Annotated in this window: 15 protein-coding genes and 1 pseudogene; 10 read left to right on the top strand and 6 right to left on the bottom strand. The window is 68.2% G+C overall.

Going from position 1 to position 18,425, the window contains the following annotated elements; all coding sequences use genetic code 11:
* Positions 1 to 176 precede the first annotated feature (176 nt).
* The 3 genes from FHW73_RS08335 to typA are packed head-to-tail and all read right to left on the bottom strand — an operon-like array spanning position 177 to position 3,045.
* Complete coding sequence (locus FHW73_RS08335) at positions 177 to 635, bottom strand: DUF2127 domain-containing protein (RefSeq protein WP_183426238.1); 459 nt, start codon at positions 633 to 635, stop codon at positions 177 to 179.
* Positions 635 to 1,219, bottom strand: coding sequence for a 2'-5' RNA ligase family protein (locus FHW73_RS08330; RefSeq protein WP_183426237.1), 585 nt, complete (start codon positions 1,217 to 1,219; stop codon positions 635 to 637). The genes FHW73_RS08335 and FHW73_RS08330 overlap by 1 nt, the downstream gene beginning before the upstream one ends.
* On the bottom strand, positions 1,216 to 3,045 hold the full coding sequence (gene typA / locus FHW73_RS08325; RefSeq protein ID WP_183426236.1) for a translational GTPase TypA: 1,830 nt from the start codon (positions 3,043 to 3,045) through the stop codon (positions 1,216 to 1,218). The genes FHW73_RS08330 and typA overlap by 4 nt, the downstream gene beginning before the upstream one ends.
* A 154-nt stretch (positions 3,046 to 3,199) precedes the next feature.
* Between typA and FHW73_RS08320 the strand changes: the two genes are divergently transcribed.
* The 5 genes from FHW73_RS08320 (at position 3,200) to prpE (ending at position 9,058) form a co-directional block, all read left to right on the top strand.
* Positions 3,200 to 3,694, top strand: coding sequence for a peptidylprolyl isomerase (locus tag FHW73_RS08320; protein ID WP_183426235.1), 495 nt, complete (start codon positions 3,200 to 3,202; stop codon positions 3,692 to 3,694).
* A gap of 52 nt (positions 3,695 to 3,746) precedes the next feature.
* Entirely contained in the window at positions 3,747 to 4,526 is a 780-nt protein-coding gene (locus FHW73_RS08315) for a hypothetical protein (RefSeq protein WP_183426234.1), read from the top strand.
* Positions 4,527 to 4,678: 152 nt separating this feature from the next.
* Positions 4,679 to 5,878 carry an aminotransferase class I/II-fold pyridoxal phosphate-dependent enzyme gene (locus tag FHW73_RS08310; RefSeq protein WP_183426233.1) on the top strand — a complete coding sequence of 400 codons (1,200 nt, stop codon included), beginning with the start codon at positions 4,679 to 4,681 and terminating at the stop codon, positions 5,876 to 5,878.
* A 69-nt stretch (positions 5,879 to 5,947) separates the two neighbouring features.
* Positions 5,948 to 6,934 carry a malate dehydrogenase gene (locus FHW73_RS08305; RefSeq protein ID WP_183426232.1) on the top strand — a complete coding sequence of 329 codons (987 nt, stop codon included), beginning with the start codon at positions 5,948 to 5,950 and terminating at the stop codon, positions 6,932 to 6,934.
* A gap of 222 nt (positions 6,935 to 7,156) precedes the next feature.
* Positions 7,157 to 9,058, top strand: a complete 1,902-nt coding sequence (prpE, locus tag FHW73_RS08300) for a propionate--CoA ligase (RefSeq protein ID WP_183426231.1) — start codon at positions 7,157 to 7,159, stop codon at positions 9,056 to 9,058.
* A 68-nt stretch (positions 9,059 to 9,126) separates the two neighbouring features.
* On the opposite strand, the gene FHW73_RS08295 is transcribed toward prpE, so the two are convergent.
* Positions 9,127 to 10,341 carry a citrate synthase family protein gene (locus FHW73_RS08295; protein WP_345776164.1) on the bottom strand — a complete coding sequence of 405 codons (1,215 nt, stop codon included), beginning with the start codon at positions 10,339 to 10,341 and terminating at the stop codon, positions 9,127 to 9,129.
* Between the two features lie 104 nt (positions 10,342 to 10,445).
* Here FHW73_RS08295 and prpB point away from each other — a divergent pair, with 104 nt between their 5' ends.
* The 5 genes and pseudogenes from prpB (at position 10,446) to prpF (ending at position 16,987) form a co-directional block, all read left to right on the top strand.
* Complete coding sequence (prpB, locus tag FHW73_RS08290) at positions 10,446 to 11,333, top strand: methylisocitrate lyase (protein ID WP_183426230.1); 888 nt, start codon at positions 10,446 to 10,448, stop codon at positions 11,331 to 11,333.
* A gap of 33 nt (positions 11,334 to 11,366) precedes the next feature.
* Positions 11,367 to 12,530: a 2-methylcitrate synthase gene (gene prpC / locus FHW73_RS08285; RefSeq protein ID WP_183426229.1), complete on the top strand. Its 1,164-nt coding sequence runs from the start codon at positions 11,367 to 11,369 to the stop codon at positions 12,528 to 12,530.
* A 98-nt stretch (positions 12,531 to 12,628) separates the two neighbouring features.
* Positions 12,629 to 15,241 (top strand): Fe/S-dependent 2-methylisocitrate dehydratase AcnD, encoded by a 2,613-nt coding sequence (gene acnD / locus FHW73_RS08280; protein ID WP_183426228.1) that lies wholly within the window; start codon positions 12,629 to 12,631, stop codon positions 15,239 to 15,241.
* 147 nt (positions 15,242 to 15,388) lie between these two features.
* Positions 15,389 to 15,697, top strand: a pseudogene (locus tag FHW73_RS17365) (DUF559 domain-containing protein); the annotation flags it as partial.
* 90 nt (positions 15,698 to 15,787) lie between these two features.
* Positions 15,788 to 16,987, top strand: a complete 1,200-nt coding sequence (gene prpF / locus FHW73_RS08275; RefSeq protein ID WP_221187490.1) for a 2-methylaconitate cis-trans isomerase PrpF — start codon at positions 15,788 to 15,790, stop codon at positions 16,985 to 16,987.
* A gap of 25 nt (positions 16,988 to 17,012) precedes the next feature.
* On the opposite strand, the gene FHW73_RS08270 is transcribed toward prpF, so the two are convergent.
* Together FHW73_RS08270 and FHW73_RS08265 are read right to left on the bottom strand one after the other, a co-directional pair.
* Positions 17,013 to 17,627 carry a glutathione S-transferase N-terminal domain-containing protein gene (locus FHW73_RS08270; RefSeq protein WP_183426226.1) on the bottom strand — a complete coding sequence of 205 codons (615 nt, stop codon included), beginning with the start codon at positions 17,625 to 17,627 and terminating at the stop codon, positions 17,013 to 17,015.
* Between the two features lie 59 nt (positions 17,628 to 17,686).
* Positions 17,687 to 18,172 (bottom strand): cell wall hydrolase, encoded by a 486-nt coding sequence (locus FHW73_RS08265; protein ID WP_183426225.1) that lies wholly within the window; start codon positions 18,170 to 18,172, stop codon positions 17,687 to 17,689.
* Between the last annotated feature and the right edge of the window lie 253 nt (positions 18,173 to 18,425).

Genomic DNA, 18,425 nt, shown 5'->3' with positions numbered 1-18,425 from the left:
CCGCAGTGCGTTGTGCCGGCCGGGGGTTGCGCAGAGCGGGCCATGGATGGCCCGCGGCGGCGAGTCAGCCATGGATGGCTGCCGAGCCGAGGAGTAACCCCCGGCCGGCGCAACGCTGTTTCCGAAGTCCAGTGCGGGACGCGGCCGCAGCAATCAGTCCGCGCTGCGAGGTTGCTTCAGCCGCCCGCACGCCGCCGGTACAGATCGCGGGCCAGCACCAACACGATCAGCAGATTGAGCAGGAACACACCCCAGGTCATCCAGTCGGGGTGGTGCCAGAGCGCGTAGATCTCGAACGGCAGATACGCGGCCGCGCCGATGACGCCGAGCCACGAGGCCCACGCCCGGTGCCACCACAGGCCCCAGGCTTCGAGCAGGCGCATGGCCGCATAGATCAGCGCGACGGCAATCGCGATATGCAGCGTCTGCGGTGTGATCGCGTCAAGCAGATCCGTGCCGAAGCGATCGGCATTCGCGCCAAACCGCGCGAGCACGCGCTCAACCTGATGCTGCAGCGCATCGGGCCCGATTGCTGCGAGGCCGCCGGCGACGAGCAAGGCGATGACGCCCTTGCCGGCCTCGAACAGTGCGATCGCGCGCAGGCCGTTGTGTGCAGGGGTGAGGTCATCGGCCATCAGAACAACGCATCCTGGCGCGGCGGCGGGGGCAGGGGAGCGCCGGTCAGCGGCCAACTGCCGAGCGCTTCGTAGCGACCACCGGGATTGAACAGCAGTTCGAAGGTGTCGACCGTCAGCGGACCGATGTCGCAGTCGACCGCGTCGAGCCAGGGCTGCGCGTCGAGTCCCTTCGGCAGATAGGCCAGGGTCACATGCGGTTGGGTCGTCACCTGCGCCGGCGTGATGCCGCAGCGGCGGATCGCATCACGCGTCGCATCGCACAGCGCCTGCAGGGCCAAGCAGTTGTGCGGCAACGCGACGACCGCTCCCGACTGACGCCAGTAGACAAGACGTTCGAGATCGCACGTGTGCGGCGGGATGTGGGCGGCAGCCGCTGCGAACGCATCGAGCAGCGCGGGCGTTGCGAGATGGCCGACGTCGTGGCCGATGAAGCAGAGCGTGGCATGCCATTGATCGGCGCGCCGCAGTTGCAAAGAAGGCGCGTCCGATGGACGCGCCTCCTGCAGGCGTTGCGACAGCGTCGCGAGCGCCGCCCGACCGGCGGTGTCGGGCCGCCAACCCGGGAACAGCGCCTGGCTCACGCGGCGCGGGAGGCGCGCTTGCGGTCGCTCTCGGTCAGCAGCTTCTTGCGCAGACGGATTTCCTTCGGGGTGACTTCGACCAACTCGTCGTCCTCGATGAAATCCAGCGCCTGTTCCAGCGAGTACTTCAGCGCCGGGGTCAGCTTGATCGCGTCGTCCTTGCCCGAGGCGCGGACGTTGGTCAGCGGCTTGCCCTTGATGACGTTGACCGTCAGGTCGTTGTCCTTGGAGTGGATGCCGACCAACTGGCCCTCGTAGACGTTGTCGCCTTCGGCCGCGAACAGCCGGCCGCGTTCTTCCAGCGGGCCGAGCGAGTAGGCCGGCGTCATGCCTGGCGCATTGGCGATCATCACGCCGTTGTTGCGCTTGGCGATCGGGCCGGTCTCCTTCGGACCGTAGTGGTCGAAGACGTGGAACAGCAGACCCGAGCCCTGGGTCAGGGTCTTGAACTCGTTCTGGAAGCCGATCAGACCGCGCGCCGGGATCATGTAGTCCAGGCGCACGCGGCCCTTGCCGTCGGGCTCCATGTTCTTGAGCTGGGCCTTGCGGGTGCCGAGCTTCTCCATCACGCCGCCCTGGTGCTGCTCTTCGATGTCCACCACGAGCTGCTCGACCGGCTCCATCAGCTGGCCGTCGATCTCCTTGATGATCACTTCCGGGCGCGACACGGCCAGCTCGTAGCCCTCGCGGCGCATGTTCTCGATCAGCACCGACAGGTGCAGCTCGCCGCGGCCCGAGACCAGGAACTTGTCGGCGTCTGCGGTCTCCTCGACCTTCAGCGCGACGTTGTGCAGCGTCTCGCGCTCCAGGCGCTCGCGGATCTGGCGGCTGGTGATGAACTTGCCGCCGCTGTGCTCCTTGCTGCCGGCGAACGGCGAGTTGTTGACCTGGAAGGTCATCGAGATCGTCGGCTCGTCGACGGTCAGTGCCGGCAGCGCCTCGGGGGTGTCCAGCGCGCAGACCGTGTCGGAGATCGACAGATCCTGCACGCCGGCGATCGCGACGATGTCGCCGGCCTGGGCCTCCTCGACTTCCACGCGCTCCAGGCCCAGGAAGCCCAGCACCTGCACGACCTTGCCCTGGCGCTTCTTGCCTTCGCGGTCGACGACGCTCACCGGCATGTTCTTCTTCAGCTTGCCGCGCTGGATGCGGCCGATGCCGATCAGGCCGACGAAGTTGTTGTAGTCGAGCTGGCTGATGCGCATCTGGAACGCGCCGTCAATGTCGACTTCGGGGGCCGGCACGTGCTGCATGATCGCCTCGTAGAGCGGGGTCATGTCGCCCGAGCGGACGCTGTCGTCCAGGCTCGCGTAACCGTGCAGCGCCGAGGCGTAGACGATCGGAAAGTCGAGCTGCTCGTTGGTCGCGCCGAGCTTGTCGAACAGGTCGAACACCTGGTCGATGACCCAGTCGGGGCGCGCGCCGGGGCGGTCGATCTTGTTGACGACGACGATCGGCTTGAAGCCCATCGCGAACGCCTTCTGGGTCACGAAGCGGGTCTGCGGCATCGGCCCGTCCATCGCGTCGACCAGGATCAGCACCGAGTCGACCATCGACAGCACGCGCTCGACCTCGCCGCCGAAGTCGGCGTGTCCGGGGGTGTCGACGATGTTGATGCGGTTGCCCTGCCAGTTGATGGCGGTGTTCTTGGCCAGGATCGTGATGCCACGCTCCTTTTCCTGGTCGTTGCTGTCCATCACGCGCTCAGCGAGCACGGTGCGTTCGGACAGGGTGCCCGACTGCTTGAGCAGCTGGTCGACGAGGGTGGTCTTGCCGTGGTCGACGTGGGCGACGATGGCGATGTTGCGCAGGCGTTCGAGAGACATGGGCAAGGCCGCACCTGGCTTTGACCTGGCGCGCTAGGGCAGTGGAGGAAGCCGGCTATCATACCCTGTCGCGCGCCGCGCGCGACAGGCGGCTTGAAATCGGCCATTGGGGCCGCATCCAGCCTGTCGGACCACCCCAACCCAGGATGCACCGATGTCCCTGCACGCCGTATTCGATACCGACCGTGGCCAGATCCAGGTCGAGCTGTTCGCCGACAAGGCCCCGCTGACCGTCGCCAACTTCGTCAACCTGGCCAAGCGCGGCTTCTACGACGGGCTGAACTTCCACCGCGTCATCGCCGACTTCATGGTCCAGGGCGGCTGCCCCGAGGGCTCGGGCCGCGGCGGCCCAGGGTATCGTTTCGAAGATGAAACGAACAATGGCGTCAAGCATGAACGCGGCGTGCTGTCGATGGCCAATGCCGGTCCCAACACCAACGGCAGCCAGTTCTTCATCACCCACATCAAGACCGACTGGCTGGACGGCAAGCACACCGTGTTCGGCAAGGTCACGCAGGGCCTGGACGTGGTGGACGCGATCAAGCAGGGCGACGTCATCAAGTCTGTGAAGATCGAAGGCGACGCCGAGGCCGTGCTGGCCGCCAAGGCCGATCGCGTGGCGGAGTGGAACAAGACCCTCGCGGCGTGATGCAATCGGCAGGCCGGCGCATCGCCGGCCTGCCTGCTGCCGAGGGACGCCAATGACATCGCCTGTCCGCCTGCGATCCCTCGCGCTGCTGCCGGCCCTGCTGCTGGGCCTGGTCGCATGCGAGCGCCCGTCCGAGGGCGCGCAATTGGCCCCGTCCACACCGTCCCCAGCGGCATCGCAGCCCCAGGACCCGGCGTTCGAGCAGAGCCTGGAGGGCATCTGGAGCACCGGCGGCGCGCAGGGCGACGATGCGCAGACGGTCTACGCCATCGAATACCAGGCCGGCGCGGGCCTGCGGATGCTGCGCGACGGGGCCTGGCTCGACGGCACGGTCGAGGACGTGGACCTCGACAACCAGACCCTGGCCTTCCGCATCGACCGTCAAGACGGGCCCGACGAGACCGCCACATGGCGCAAAGTGCGCGATGAGGCTGCCGACGGCTTCACCTTGCGCCTGACCTGGGCGCAGGGGCAGACCGAGGAACTGGGCTTCGTGCGCCGCCTTACCCCGCGCGATCGTCAGGAGATCACGCTCGCCGTCTCGCAGGCCGACCGCGTTCCCGCGGTGACCTGCGACACCGATGCCGCCCAGGGCAGCCTGCGGGCGACGCTCGCCTGCAACCACGATGACTTCGCCGCGCTCGACCGCAACCTGCACGCGCAACTGGTCGAGCTGTCGGCGCGCTACCCCGACGGCGACCGCACCGCGGCGGTGGTGGTCCAGCAACTCGACGCCTGCACCACGCCGGCCTGCCTGCGCGAGGTCTACGCAAAGTGGCAAGCCTACTTCGACGAGAACTACGACCTGGGCGACGTGCTGGACTATCTGTAGGCGCCAATGCCCGGGCCTGACGCCCGCGCACCGCGCGTGCAGCCGGCAGGACGGCCGCATGGCGCGGTCGCAACGGGGCGCCGTGATACCATTTCGCGCCGGAAAAACCGCTCTCCAGCTGCCGGCCAGCCCTCCCCAAACGAGGTTGTGCGATGCTCCAGCTCGCTGCGCGCACCGGTCGCGCCAAGCCCAGCGCCATCATGCAGGTCGCCGAGAAGGCCAAGCGCCTGAAGGCCGAGGGGCGGGACATCATCAGCTTCTCGATCGGCGTGCCGAACTTCCTGCCCGGCCCGCACGTCTACGCCGCCGCGCGCGACGCGCTCGAGCGCGACAGCGGCCAGTACGGCAGCAACCGGGGCGGCGATGCGCTGCTCGACGCCTTCATCGACCATCTCGACCGCATCGGCCTGCTGGGCTATACGCGCGCCCACTGCGCGAGCGGCATCGGCGCCAAGCACATCCTCTACACGCTGGCCGAAGTGCTGCTGGACGAAGGCGACGGGTTCGCGTTCGCCACGCCGTACTGGACGACCTATCTCGACATCGCGCAGATCGTCGGCGCCGACATCCGGCTGCTGCCGTGCCCGCCGGAACAGGACTACAAGCTGACGCCGGCCCAGCTCGACGCCGCACTGGCGCAACGGCCCAAGGTCTTCCTGTTCAACAACCCGTCCAACCCGACCGGCATGGTCTACACGCAAGGCGAGATCGCCGCGTTGGCGGACGTGATGGCGCGCCATCCCGACACCTGGATCGTCACCGACGACATCTACAACGCGATGGTGTTCGACGGCATCGGCTACCACCACGTCACGCAGGCGCGCCCCGAACTGCGCGAGCGCACGATCTTCGTCGACTCCTTGTCCAAGACCTACGGCATGCCGGGGTGGCGCGTCGGCCTGCTGGCCGGTCCCGAGCGCGTGGCGACCGCGTTTGCGACGATGAACTCCAATCACATCACCAACGTGCCGGAAGTCGTGACCGCGGCTGCGGTTGCCGCGCTGTCCGGGCCCCAGGACGTGCCCAGGGCCAAGTGCGCCGAGTTCCAGGCGCGTCGCGACGTGGTGATGGCCGCGCTGGCGGAGATTCCGGGCGTGGTCTGCCCGAAGCCTGCCGGCGCCTTCTACGTGTTTCCCGACATCAGCGTCGCGTTCGGCAAGTCGCATGGGCAGCTGCGCATCGACAACGACGTCGACCTGTGCAATGCGCTGCTCGAGGCCAAAGGCGTGGCCTGCGTGCCCGGCTCGGCCTTCGGCGAGCCGCGGGCGCTGCGTATCAGCTACACCTGCCCGGAGGCGCAACTGCTGCCTGGGCTGACCCGCATCCGCGAGTTCTTCGCGGAATTGACCTGAGCCGACGGTACCGCCGCCCGGTTCGCCCCCACCCACGTAACCGTTCGACTTGATACGAGAGGATTGACGATGAAGAAGCCCGTCCGTGTTGCCGTGACCGGCGCCGCCGGCCAGATCGGCTATGCGCTGCTGTTCCGGATCGCCTCCGGCGAGATGCTGGGCAAGGACCAGCCGGTGATCCTGCAGCTGCTCGAACTGCCGATCGACAAGGCGCAGGCCGCGCTCAAGGGCGTGATCATGGAGCTGGAGGACTGCGCGTTCCCGCTGTTGGCCGGCACCATCGGCACCGACGATCCGGAAGTCGCGTTCAAGGACGCCGACATCGCGCTGCTGGTCGGTGCGCGTCCCCGCGGCCCGGGCATGGAGCGCAAGGACCTGCTGCTGGAGAACGCCAAGATCTTCACCGCCCAGGGCGCCGCGCTGAACAAGGTCGCCTCGCGCGACGTCAAGGTGCTGGTCGTCGGCAACCCCGCCAACACCAATGCCTACATCGCGATGAAGTCCGCGCCCGACCTGCCGGCCAAGAACTTCACCGCGATGCTGCGCCTGGACCACAATCGCGCACTGAGCCAGCTGTCGACCAAGGCCGGCGTGGCCGTGGGCGAGATCGAGAAGCTGATCGTCTGGGGCAACCACAGCCCGACCATGTACCCCGATTACCGCTTTGCGACCGTCGGCGGCGCGTCGCTGAAGGACAAGATCGGCGACGACGCCTGGAACGCCGAGACCTTCATCCCGCAGGTCGGCAAGCGTGGCGCGGCGATCATCGAGGCCCGTGGCCTGTCGTCGGCCGCCTCGGCCGCCAACGCCGCCATCGATCACGTGCGTGACTGGGTGCTCGGTTCCAACGGCAAGTGGACCACGATGGGCATTCCCTCCGACGGGTCCTACGGCATCCCCGAGGGCGTGATCTTCGGCTTCCCGGTGACCACGCAGAACGGTGAGTACACGATCGTCCGCGACCTGCCGATCGACGATTTCAGCCAGAAGGCGATCGACAAGACCCTGGCCGAGCTCGAGGAAGAGCGGTCGGGCGTCGCCCACCTGCTGGGCTGACCGGCACCGTCGTGTGTCTCGCAAGACCGGCCCTCGGGCCGGCCTTGTCGCATCCGCCGCAGGCGGCGTCTGCCCGGCAGTGCAACGCTGCGCGATGCGCCGCAACAGCGCGATCCGGGCGGTTGCCAGGCGGCGGATGCGCGCGCACTAGACCAACGTCGTAGCGCGGCCGGCGTGCTCCACGGTCTAGCCTTCGGGATCCTCCCATCCGTAGGCAGGGCCATGCGTTACGACGACTTCCATCGCCGCTCCATCGAAGACCCCGAAGGTTTCTGGGGCGAGCAGGCGCAGGCGATCCACTGGCACAAGGCACCCGAGCGAATCCTGGATGATTCGAAGCCGCCGTTTCGCAAGTGGTTCGTCGGTGGCCTGACCAATCTCTGCTACAACGCGGTCGACCGCCATCTCGAGACCGGCGGCGATCGGCTTGCGCTGGTGGCGATCTCGACCGAGACCGGCGAAACGCGCGAGCTCAGCTATCGCCAACTGCATCGCGAGGTCGTCGACTTCGCCGCGGTCCTGGTCGCGCTTGGCGTCGGGCGCGGCGATCGCGTGGTCATCTACATGCCCAACATGGCCGAGGCGGTGTTCGCAATGCTCGCCTGCGCACGCATCGGTGCGGTGCATTCGGTGGTCTTCGGCGGCTTCGCGGCGCACAACCTCGCGCTGCGCATCGATGACGCCAAGCCTGCGCTGCTGATCGCGGCCGATGCCGGCAGCCGCGGCGGCAAGGTCATTCCCTACAAGCCACTGGTGGATGCGGCCCTGGCGCAAGCGACCTCGCCGCCGCCGCGCGTGCTGATCGTCGACCGTGGGCTCGCGCCTGGCGGGTCGCGGGTCGAGGGGCGCGACGTCGACTACGCCACACTGCGTGCGGCGCATGCCGGGACCGACGTGCCGGTCGCATGGCTGGAATCCAACGAACCCAGTTACCTGCTCTACACCTCGGGCACGACCGGCAAGCCCAAGGGCGTGCAGCGCGACGTCGGCGGCTATGCGGTCGCGATGGCGCTGTCGATGTGGGCGATTTACGACGTGCGTCCGGGCCAGGCGATGTTCTCGACCTCCGACGTCGGCTGGGCGGTCGGCCACTCCTACAACGTCTACGGTCCGCTGATCGCCGGCGCCACCGCGATCCTCTACGAAGGCCTGCCGACGGCGCCCGACGCGGGTATCTGGTGGAAGATCTGCGCCGACTATGGCGTGCGTACGATGTTCTCCTCGCCCACCGCGATCCGCGTGCTGAAGAAGCAGGACCCGAAGTTCCTGCGCCAGTACGACCTGTCGGCGCTGCGGTATCTGTTTCTGGCCGGCGAGCCGCTCGACGAGCCGACCGCAAGCTGGATCAACACAGGCCTGGGCGGCACGACGATCATCGACAACTACTGGCAGACCGAGACCGGCTGGCCGGTGCTGGCGCTGATGCCCGGCGTCGAAATGAAGCCGGTGAAGTTCGGCTCGCCCGGGCTGCCGATGCCTGGATACGATCTGCGCGTGATCGACGAGGCGACCGGCGAGCGGGTGCCGCCGGGCACCAAGGGCGTGCTGGTGATCCAGCCACCGTTGCCGCCGGGCTGTATGACCACGGTGTGGAACGACGATGCGCGCTTTGTGTCGAGCTACTTCTCGCATTTCAAGGCGCTGGTCTACAGCTCGCTGGACTGGGCGATCCAGGACGAGGACGGCTACACCTTCATCCTCGGGCGCACCGACGATGTCATCAATGTCGCCGGCCACCGCCTGGGGACACGCGAGATCGAGGAGTCGGTGGCCAGCCACCCGGCGGTCGCCGAGGCTGCGGTGATCGGCGTGGCCGACGAGATCAAGGGACAGGTGCCGATCGTGTTCGCGACGCTCAAGCAGGCGGCATCCGATGCCCAGGCTCAGCACGCCACTGCCGGGGAGATGATGCGCACGGTGGCCGACCAGCTCGGCGCCGTCGCGCGGCCCGCGCGTGTGTACGTGGTCAGTGCGCTGCCGAAGACGCGCTCGGGCAAGCTGCTGCGGCGCTCGTTGCAGGCCTTGGCCGAATCGCGCGACCCGGGCGACCTGTCGACCCTGGACGATCCGAACGCGCTGGAGGAGGTGCGCCGGGTGCTCGCACGCGGCGCCGATGCCGGATGAGCCTGGCCGCGCTCTTTCTTCGACGTTGAAGCGGCGTGCGGCCGGGGTCAGCCCCGGCCGCAGTGCGCTCACTCCGGCTCGACGCCGGTGTAGCGCGCACGGGGGCGGATCAGTCGACCCAGTGCCTGCTGTTCCAGCGCGTGCGCCAGCCAGCCCGACAGTCGCCCGGCGGCGAACATCGCCAGTGCAGGGGTCGCCGGCAGGTCGTGGACGAAGCAGATCGCCGCCAGCATGCCGTCGATGTTGGGCGGTCGACCGCTGGTCTCGGCGGCCGCGGCGATGACCGCCTCGACCTGGCGCATCCGCGGCGTGTCGCCGCACGTGGCGCGCAGCCGCGCGAGCACATGCGCCGCGCGCGGGTCGCCGTCGGGATACAGCGCATGATGGAAGCCGGGCAGGTCGTCGCCGCGCTGCCAGCGCTCGGCGATGTAGCCGGCCGGCGAGGGCGCATCGCAGGCTTCGCGCATCAGCGCATGTGCACGCGCGGTCGCGCCGCCGTGGCGCGGCCCCGACAGCGCCGCCAGGCCTGCGCAGACCGTGGCATGCAGGTGCGCGCCGGTGGAGGCGACCACACGCGCGGCAAACGCCGAGACATTGAGTTCGTGATCGGCGCACAGCACCAGGGCGGTCCGGACCAGATCCGCGAAGACCGCATCGCCCGGCCGCCAGGCGTCCGCGAGCACCACGTGGACGGGCCGCGCATCGGGCTGGCCTGCGACCAGCAGCGCCGCGTTCTGCCGCAGCAGGGTCGCCGCGATGCCGCGCTTGGCGGCCGGTGCCGCGCTCAGCGAATGTCGCAGGTCGGGCGCGAGCAGCGGCAGGACCGCCATCGCACGTTCGATCGGCGGCAGCGTCGCATCGCCGGCGATGGCGGCGACGCGCGCCGGCCAGGGGGCGACGGCGGCATCGAACGGGTCGCTGTCGCCGCAGTCCCAGAGCCATCGCGCCGTGTCCTCGAGCGTCGCCCCGGCCTCGACCATCGCCACCGCCGAGCGCCCGCGGTAATAGGGGCTGTCGGGCCGGATCAGCGAGATCCGCGTCTCCATCACCGGCAGGCCGCGGTCGAGGCTCTGCGCCGCGCCGCGGGCCGCGCCGCGTCCGGCACGCTTGCGCTGGCCCAGGCGCTCCACGTCCTGGCGCAGATAGACGCGGCTGCGGTGGTCCGGCCCGGGACGCGATTCCAGCAGGCCGCGGCTGACATAGGCATACAGGGTCGCGGTGCTGATGCCCAGTGCCGCGCAGGCCTCGGCGGCAGACATCAGATCGCCATCGTTCTGATTCACGGTGAATTCCGATGTATTGATTGATTCGATCAAGATTGATCAACCAGTCGCAGAGTGCCAGATTGTGCGTCGTCGCGGTACACCGCAGTCCCGGAGTCGCATCGATGAGCATCCTGTCCGCTGGCGCCCGGTTCCGCGCCGCCCTGTCCGCCGAATCGCCGTTGCAGGTGATCGGTGCGATCAACGCCAACCATGCGCTGCTGGCCAAGCGCGCCGGATTCCAGGCGATCTACCTGTCGGGCGGCGGCGTCGCCGCGGGTTCGCTCGGCCTGCCGGATCTGGGCATCAACACGCTCGAGGACGTGCTGATCGACGTGCGCCGGATCACCGATGTCTGCGATCTGCCGTTGCTGGTCGACATCGACACCGGCTTCGGGCCGAGCGCGTTCAACATCGAACGCACGGTCAAGTCGCTGATCAAGGCGGGCGCTGCGGCCTGCCATATCGAGGACCAGGTCGGCGCCAAGCGCTGCGGCCATCGGCCGGGCAAGGAGATCGTGTCGCAGGGCGAGATGGTCGACCGGGTCAAGGCAGCGGCCGATGCCAAGACCGATCCCGATTTCTTCCTGATCGCGCGCACCGATGCGATCCAGGTCGACGGCGTGGAGGCCGCGATCGAACGCGCGATCGCCTGCGTCGAGGCTGGCGCCGACGGCATCTTCGCCGAGGCCGCCTACGATCTGGAGACCTATCGGCGGTTCGTCGATGCGGTGAAGGTGCCGGTGCTGGCCAACATCACCGAGTTCGGCAAGACGCCGTTGTTCACGCGCGACGAGCTGGCTTCCGCCGGCGTCGCCATCCAGTTGTTCCCGCTGTCGGCGTTCCGCGCGGCCAACAAGGCGGCCGAAAACGTCTACGCCGCGGTGCGCCGCGACGGTCACCAGCAGAATGTCGTCGATGCGATGCAGACCCGCGAGGAACTCTACGAGCGCATCGGCTACCACGCCTTCGAGCAGCGGCTCGACGCGCTGTTCGCATCCAACAAGCAGTAAGCGATCCATCCAGGCATTCACCGGAGATCCCAGATGAGCGAGACCACCGCCACCACCGCCCCCGGCTTCAAGCCGAAGAAGTCCGTCGCGCTGAGCGGCACCGCCGCCGGCAACACCGCGCTGTGCACGGTCGGCCGCAGCGGCAACGACCTGCACTACCGCGGCTACGACATTCTCGACCTCGCGCGCACTAGCGAGTTCGAGGAAATCGCCTATCTGCTGGTCCACGGCAAGCTGCCCAACGAGGCCGAGCTGCGTGGCTACAAGGCCAAGCTCAAGTCGCTGCGCGGCCTGCCGGCGGCGGTCAAGGCGGCACTGGAAGAACTGCCGCCGTCGGCGCATCCGATGGACGTCATGCGCACCGGCGTGTCGGTGCTCGGCTGCGTGCTGCCCGAGAAAGATGACCACAACCATCCGGGTGCACGCGACATCGCCGACAAGCTGATGGCCAGCCTCGGCTCGATGCTGCTGTACTGGTACCACTGGAGCCACAACGGCCGGGTCATCGACGTGGAGACCGACGACGACTCGATCGGCGGGCATTTCCTGCATCTGCTGCACGGCGTTCCGCCGCGCGAGTCGTGGGTCCGGGCGATGCATACCTCGCTGATCCTCTACGCCGAGCACGAGTTCAACGCCTCGACGTTCGCCAGCCGCGTGATCGCGGGCACCGGCAGCGACCTGTATTCGTGCATCGCCGGCGGCATCGGCGCGCTGCGCGGGCCCAAGCACGGCGGCGCCAACGAAGTCGCGTTCGAAGTGCAGAAGCGCTACGACACGCCGGACGAGGCCGAGGCCGACATCCGGGCGCGCGTGGAGAAGAAGGAAGTGATCATCGGCTTCGGCCACCCGGTCTACACCGTCAGCGATCCGCGCAATGTGGTCATCAAGGACGTCGCGCGGGAACTGTCCGACGAGGTCGGCAGCCGCAAGATGTACGACATCGCCGAGCGCCTGGAGACGGTGATGTGGGACATCAAGAAGATGTTCCCCAACCTGGACTGGTTCAGCGCGGTGAGCTACCACATGATGGGCGTGCCGACGGCGATGTTCACCCCGCTGTTCGTCATCGCCCGCACCGCGGGCTGGAGCGCGCACGTCATCGAACAGCGGATCGACGGCAAGATCATCCGCCCGAGCGCGCACTACACCGGTCCCGAGGACCAGCCGTTCGTACCGCTGGCCGAGCGCAAGTAAGCGCCCCATCCGCCTTCGGCACCTTCCCCCCTTGAAGGGCGCAATGCGCCGCAAGCGGGGGAAGGGCATGTCAACGTCCTTCTTCGAAGCAGCCAGCCATGAACAGCCAGCACCGCAAGCCCCTTCCCGGTACCGACCTCGACTGGTTCGACGCGCGCGAGGCGGTCGAGGCGCTGTCGCCCGGCGCCTACGCCCGCATGTCCTACACCGCTCGGGTACATGCCGAGAACCTTGTGCGGCGCTGCGATCCGGCGCTGCTCGACGATGCATTGCGGCAGTTGATCGAGCTGCGTCGCGACCTCGATTTCCCGTGGTATCCGGCGCGCGTGGTCTGTCACGACATCCTCGGCCAGACCGCGCTGGTGGATCTGGCGGGCCTGCGCGACGCGATCGCCGAGCAGGGCGGCGACCCGGCCAAGGTCAATCCGGTGGTGCCGGTGCAGTTGATCGTCGATCACTCGCTGGCGGTGGAGTGCGGCGGCTTCGACCCTGATGCGTTCACCAAGAACCGGGCGATCGAGGACCGGCGCAATGCCGACCGTTTCGACTTCATCGACTGGACCAAGCGTGCGTTCCGCAACGTCGAGGTGATTCCGCCGGGCAACGGGATCATGCACCAGATCAACCTGGAGAAGATGTCGCCGGTGATCTACACCCAGCACGCCGCACAAGGGCGTGGCGTCGCGTTTCCCGACACGTGCGTGGGCACCGACAGCCATACGCCGCATGTCGATGCGCTGGGGGTCATCGCGATCGGGGTCGGCGGGCTGGAAGCGGAGAACGTCATGCTCGGGCGCGCGTCGTGGATGCGCACGCCCGAGATCGTCGGCGTGGAATTGGCGGGCCGGCCGGGCCCGGGCATCACCGCGACCGACGTGGTGCTGGCGCTGACCGAGTTCCTGCGCAAGTCGAAAGTGGTCGGCGCGTATCTGGAGTTCCGCGGCCCGGGCGCCGCTGCACTGACCATCGGCGACCGCGCGACGATCTCCAACATGGCGCCCGAGTACGGCGCGACCGCGGCGATGTTCTTCATCGACGACAACACGCTCGACTATCTGCGCCTGACCGGCCGCGACGATGCCCAGGTGCAGCTGGTGGAAACCTACGCCAAGGCGGCCGGCCTGTGGGCCGATGCGCTCGAGGGCGCGCAGTACGAGCGCGCGTTGCACTTCGATCTGTCGAGCGTGGTGCGCAACATGGCCGGCCCCTCGAATCCGCACAAGCGGGTCGCCACCCGTGACCTCGCCGCCAACGGCATCGCCGGCGCGTGGGAGATGCCGCTTGAGGGCAAGATGCCCGATGGCGCGGTGATCATCGCGGCGATCACCAGCTGCACCAACACTTCCAATCCGCGCAACGTGATCGCGGCCGGCCTGCTGGCGCGTAATGCGAACGCGCGCGGTCTGCTGCGCAAGCCGTGGGTCAAGAGCTCGCTGGCGCCCGGATCGAAGGCGGTCGAGCTGTATCTGCGTGAAAGCGGCCTGCTGCCCGAGCTCGAGCAGCTGGGCTTTGGCATCGTCGCGTTCGCCTGCACCACCTGCAACGGCATGAGCGGCGCGCTGGATCCGGCGATCCAGCAGGAGATCATCGATCGCGATCTCTATACCACCGCCGTGCTCAGCGGCAACCGCAACTTCGACGGCCGCATCCATCCCTACGCCAAGCAGGCGTTCCTGGCCTCGCCGCCACTGGTGATCGCCTACGCGATCGCCGGCACCGTGCGCTTCGACATCGAACAGGATGTGCTCGGGATCGACGCCGACGGCCATGCGGTCACGCTCAAGGACATCTGGCCAAGCGACGAGGAAATCGACGCGGTGGTCAAGGCCAGCGTCAAGCCCGAGCAGTTCCGCAGCGTCTACGGACCGATGTTCAAGCTGCACGTCGATACCGGCGAGCGCGTTGCGCCGCTGTACGACTGGCGGCCGATGAGCACCTACATCCGGCGCCCGCCGTACTGGGAGGGCGCATTGGCCGGCGAGCGTACGCTGCGCGGCATGCGTCCGCTGGCGGTGCTGGGCGACAACATCACCACCGACCATCTGTCGCCGTCCAACGCGATCCTGGCCAGCAGCGCGGCCGGGGAATATCTGGCGAAGATGGGCGTGCCGGAAGAGGACTTCAATTCCTACGCCACCCACCGCGGCGACCACCTGACCGCGCAGCGGGCGACGTTCGCCAATCCGAAGCTGATCAACGAGATGGCCGTGGTCGACGGCCAGGTCAAGCAGGGCTCGCTGGCGCGGATCGAACCCGAGGGCCAGGTCGTGCGCATGTGGGAGGCGATCGAGACCTACATGGCGCGGCGCCAGCCGCTGATCATCGTCGCCGGTGCGGACTACGGCCAGGGCAGCTCGCGCGACTGGGCCGCCAAGGGCGTGCGCCTGGCCGGCGTGGAGGCGATCGTGGCCGAAGGCTTCGAGCGCATCCATCGCACCAACCTGATCGGCATGGGCGTGCTGCCGCTGGAGTTCCAGCCCGGGACCACACGGCTGACCCTGGGCATCGACGGCACCGAGACCTTCGATGTGATCGGCGAGCGCACTCCGCGCGCGATGCTGACCCTGGCGATCCATCGCAAGGACGGCACACAGCTCGCGGTCCCGGTGACCTGCCGTCTCGACACCGCCGAAGAAGTCTCGATCTACGAAGCCGGCGGCGTGCTGCAGCGCTTCGCGCAGGATTTCCTGGAATCCAACAAAGCGGCATGAGGCGCCCTCTCCGCCGACCCCTCTACCCCGGCGGGCACGTACTCCCGCAGGGGAGCGGGGAGACAAGCGTAGGACTCCGCAGGGACACATGAATCGCAGGATCAAAGCCCCTCTCCCCTAGCGGGAGAGGGGTTGGGGAGAGGGGGCATGGATCAACGCGCGTTTGCCAGACAATTGCGTCGAAACATGACCGAAGCCGAGCACGTGCTTTGGCGTCATCTCCGCGCCCACCGATTCGATGGACAGAAGTTCCGCCGTCAGCAGCCGATCGGTCCGTACGTCGTGGACTTCGTGCATTTCGGTGCACGCCTGATCGTCGAGGCGGACGGCAGCCAGCACGCCGATTCGCCGAAAGACGCAGTTCGCGACGCGTGGTTGAATGAGCAGGGCTTCCGGGTCCTGCGCTTCTGGAATGACGACATCCTCAAGCGTCCCGAGTCGGTGTTCGAAGCGATTTGGAACGCGTTGCGGGAAGCGCCCCTCTCCCCCGACCCCTCTCCCACAAGGGGAGAGGGGAGACAAGCCAAGACAGAGCGAGCGAACGACATGACCTACGCCCCCCAACTCCGCATCCCCGCCACCTATATGCGCGGCGGCACGTCCAAAGGCGTGTTCTTCCGGCTCGAGGACCTGCCGGCCGCGGCGCAGGTGCCGGGCGCGGCGCGCGATGCGCTGCTGATGCGGGTGATCGGATCTCCCGACCCGTATGCCAAGCACACCGACGGCATGGGTGGCGCGACGTCGTCGACCAGCAAGTGCGTGATCATTTCGAAGTCCACGCGGCCCGATCACGACGTCGACTACCTCTATGGCCAGGTGGCGATCGACAGCGCATTCGTCGACTGGAGCGGCAACTGCGGCAACCTGAGCACGGCGGTCGGCCCGTTCGCGATCGCCAACGGCTTCGTCGATCCTGCGCGCATCCCCGAAGACGGCACCGTCGCGGTGCGCGTGTGGCAGGCCAACATCGGCAAGACCATCGTGGTCCACGTGCCGGTCGCCGGCGGTCAGGTGCAGGAGACCGGCGATTTCGAACTCGACGGGGTGACCTTTCCGGCGGCCGAGATCGTGCTGGAGTTCGTCGATCCCGCCGACGAGGGCGAAGGGGAGGGCGGCGGTGCGATGTTCCCGACCGGCCACCTCGTCGACGATCTCCAGGTCCCGGGCATCGGCACGCTGCGTGCGACGATGATCAATGCCGGCATTCCGACGATCTTCATCGACGCCGCAGCGATCGGCTACACCGGCAGCGAGTTGCAGGACGCGATCAACGGCGACGCGAAAGCGCTGGCGATGTTCGAGACGATCCGCGCCCACGGCGCGCTGCGCATGGGGCTCATCGGCGATCTCGCCGAGGCGTCCAAGCGCCAGCACACGCCCAAGGTCGCGTTCGTGGCGCCGCCGCGCGATCACGTGGTGTCGAGCGGCAAGGCGATCGCTGCGGGCGACATCGACCTGCTGGTACGCGCGCTGTCGATGGGCAAGTTGCATCACGCGATGATGGGCACGGCGGCCGTCGCGATCGCCACGGCCGCCGCGATTCCCGGCACGCTGGTCAGCGACGCGGCCGGCGGCGGCGCGCGCACCTCGGTGCGCTTCGGGCACCCGTCGGGCACCCTGCGGGTCGGCGCCGAAGCGGTGCAGGTCGATGGCCGCTGGACAGTGGCCAGGGCGATCATGTCGCGCTCGGCGCGGGTGTTGATGGACGGTGCGGTCCGCGTGCCCGCCGACACGCTGCCCGGCTGACCCCGGGCAGCACCAGGGCCGGAGGCTAGAGAATGCCCTCGGCCGCCAGGGCGGCGCGCACGCCTGGATCGGCCAGCATCCGCGCATCGAAGGCCTGCAGGCGGTCGAGGCCGCCCAGGTCGAGCTTCAGGCGCTTGGCCCATTGCAGGGTCACGAACAGGTAGGGGTCGGCGATCGAGCGGGCGCCGGCGAGGAAGTCGCGACCTTCGAACTGCGCATCAAGGCGTTCATAGAGGCCGCGGATCTTCTGCATGGCCTGCTTGCGCGTGCGATCGATGGCGTCGGGATCGTCGAGGTACTTGGTGCTGCCAAACAGCGGGTGGAACGCGGGGTGCAGGTCGGCATTGAGCAGTCCGAGCCAGCGATTGACCTCGGCCCGGCCCTCAGGTGTGCCGTCACCGCCCAGCCCGGCTTCGGGAAAGCGGTCGGCCAGGTAGTTCAGGATGGCCGCGTTCTGAGTCAGTACCCAGTCGCCATCGACCAGCACCGGGACTGCGCCGGCGGGATTGAGCGCCAGGAAGGGCGGCGCCTTCATCAAAGTCGCGTCGACGACGCGCACGTCGAACGGCGTGCCGATCCAGCGCAGCGCGATGTGGTCGGCCAGCGAACAGGCGCCGGGCTTGGTGTAGAGCGTGAGCATGCAACCTCCGGACTCGGGACGGGCGGCCATCATGCGCCCAGCGCGAGCGGCGGCAAACCTCAACCCCGGGCGGTCGTCGCCGTGGGGGCAGCGGGCTGGGGACGCAGCGGTTGGACGCGCAGGAACGTGTGGTCGCCGATCGTCGCGACCGGTGGCGCATGGCGCCAGGCGGGGGCGGCGATGCCGTGGGCCATGAAGTGACTCGCGCCGGGCACGATCTCGCGGCGCTCGGCGCGCGGCAGCGACCAGTTGCGCTCCGAGGCCAGGGCCACGTTGACCGCCCGGGTCCACGCGTTGGTGTTCGCCAGCCGGGTCTGAGGCGACAGGATAGTCGGTGCGAACTGCTTGCGCGCGGTGACCACCTCGCACATCGAGTCGCCCCACAGCCCGCTTTCCTGCCGGCGCAATGCGACTTCAGCGACGGCTTCCTGTCCGCGGACCGATTGGTCGCGGGCTTCGAGATAGACCGTCGTGCTCAGACAGAGCGAATCGGCGGCCGGCGGTGGCAGCACGGAGGCCAGCCACATCACCCATTCCAGTTTCATCGTTGACTCCTTGCTCCGTTGCGCCGTGTCGCGCTGCGCGATGCCGGTCAGGCAGGCACGGCGGCGACGTCGGCATGGCGTCTTGGGGAGGGCGGCGACTCTATGGCGCTTTCGCCCGGGCTCCGAGCCGCGCGGTCGCGGCTGGGCCGGTGTTCCGCCAAAGGCGGGCGGAACGATGTGGCGGCACGGTATCGGTGGTTTTTCGAATCGAACGTGAATGCGCGGCACTGGTGCCGGCGGTCGATCTGTGGCT

This window comes from Luteimonas sp. RC10 (assembly GCF_014192745.1).
Lineage (GTDB): Bacteria > Pseudomonadota > Gammaproteobacteria > Xanthomonadales > Xanthomonadaceae > Luteimonas.
This window is presented reverse-complemented; position numbering and strand designations above follow the sequence as displayed.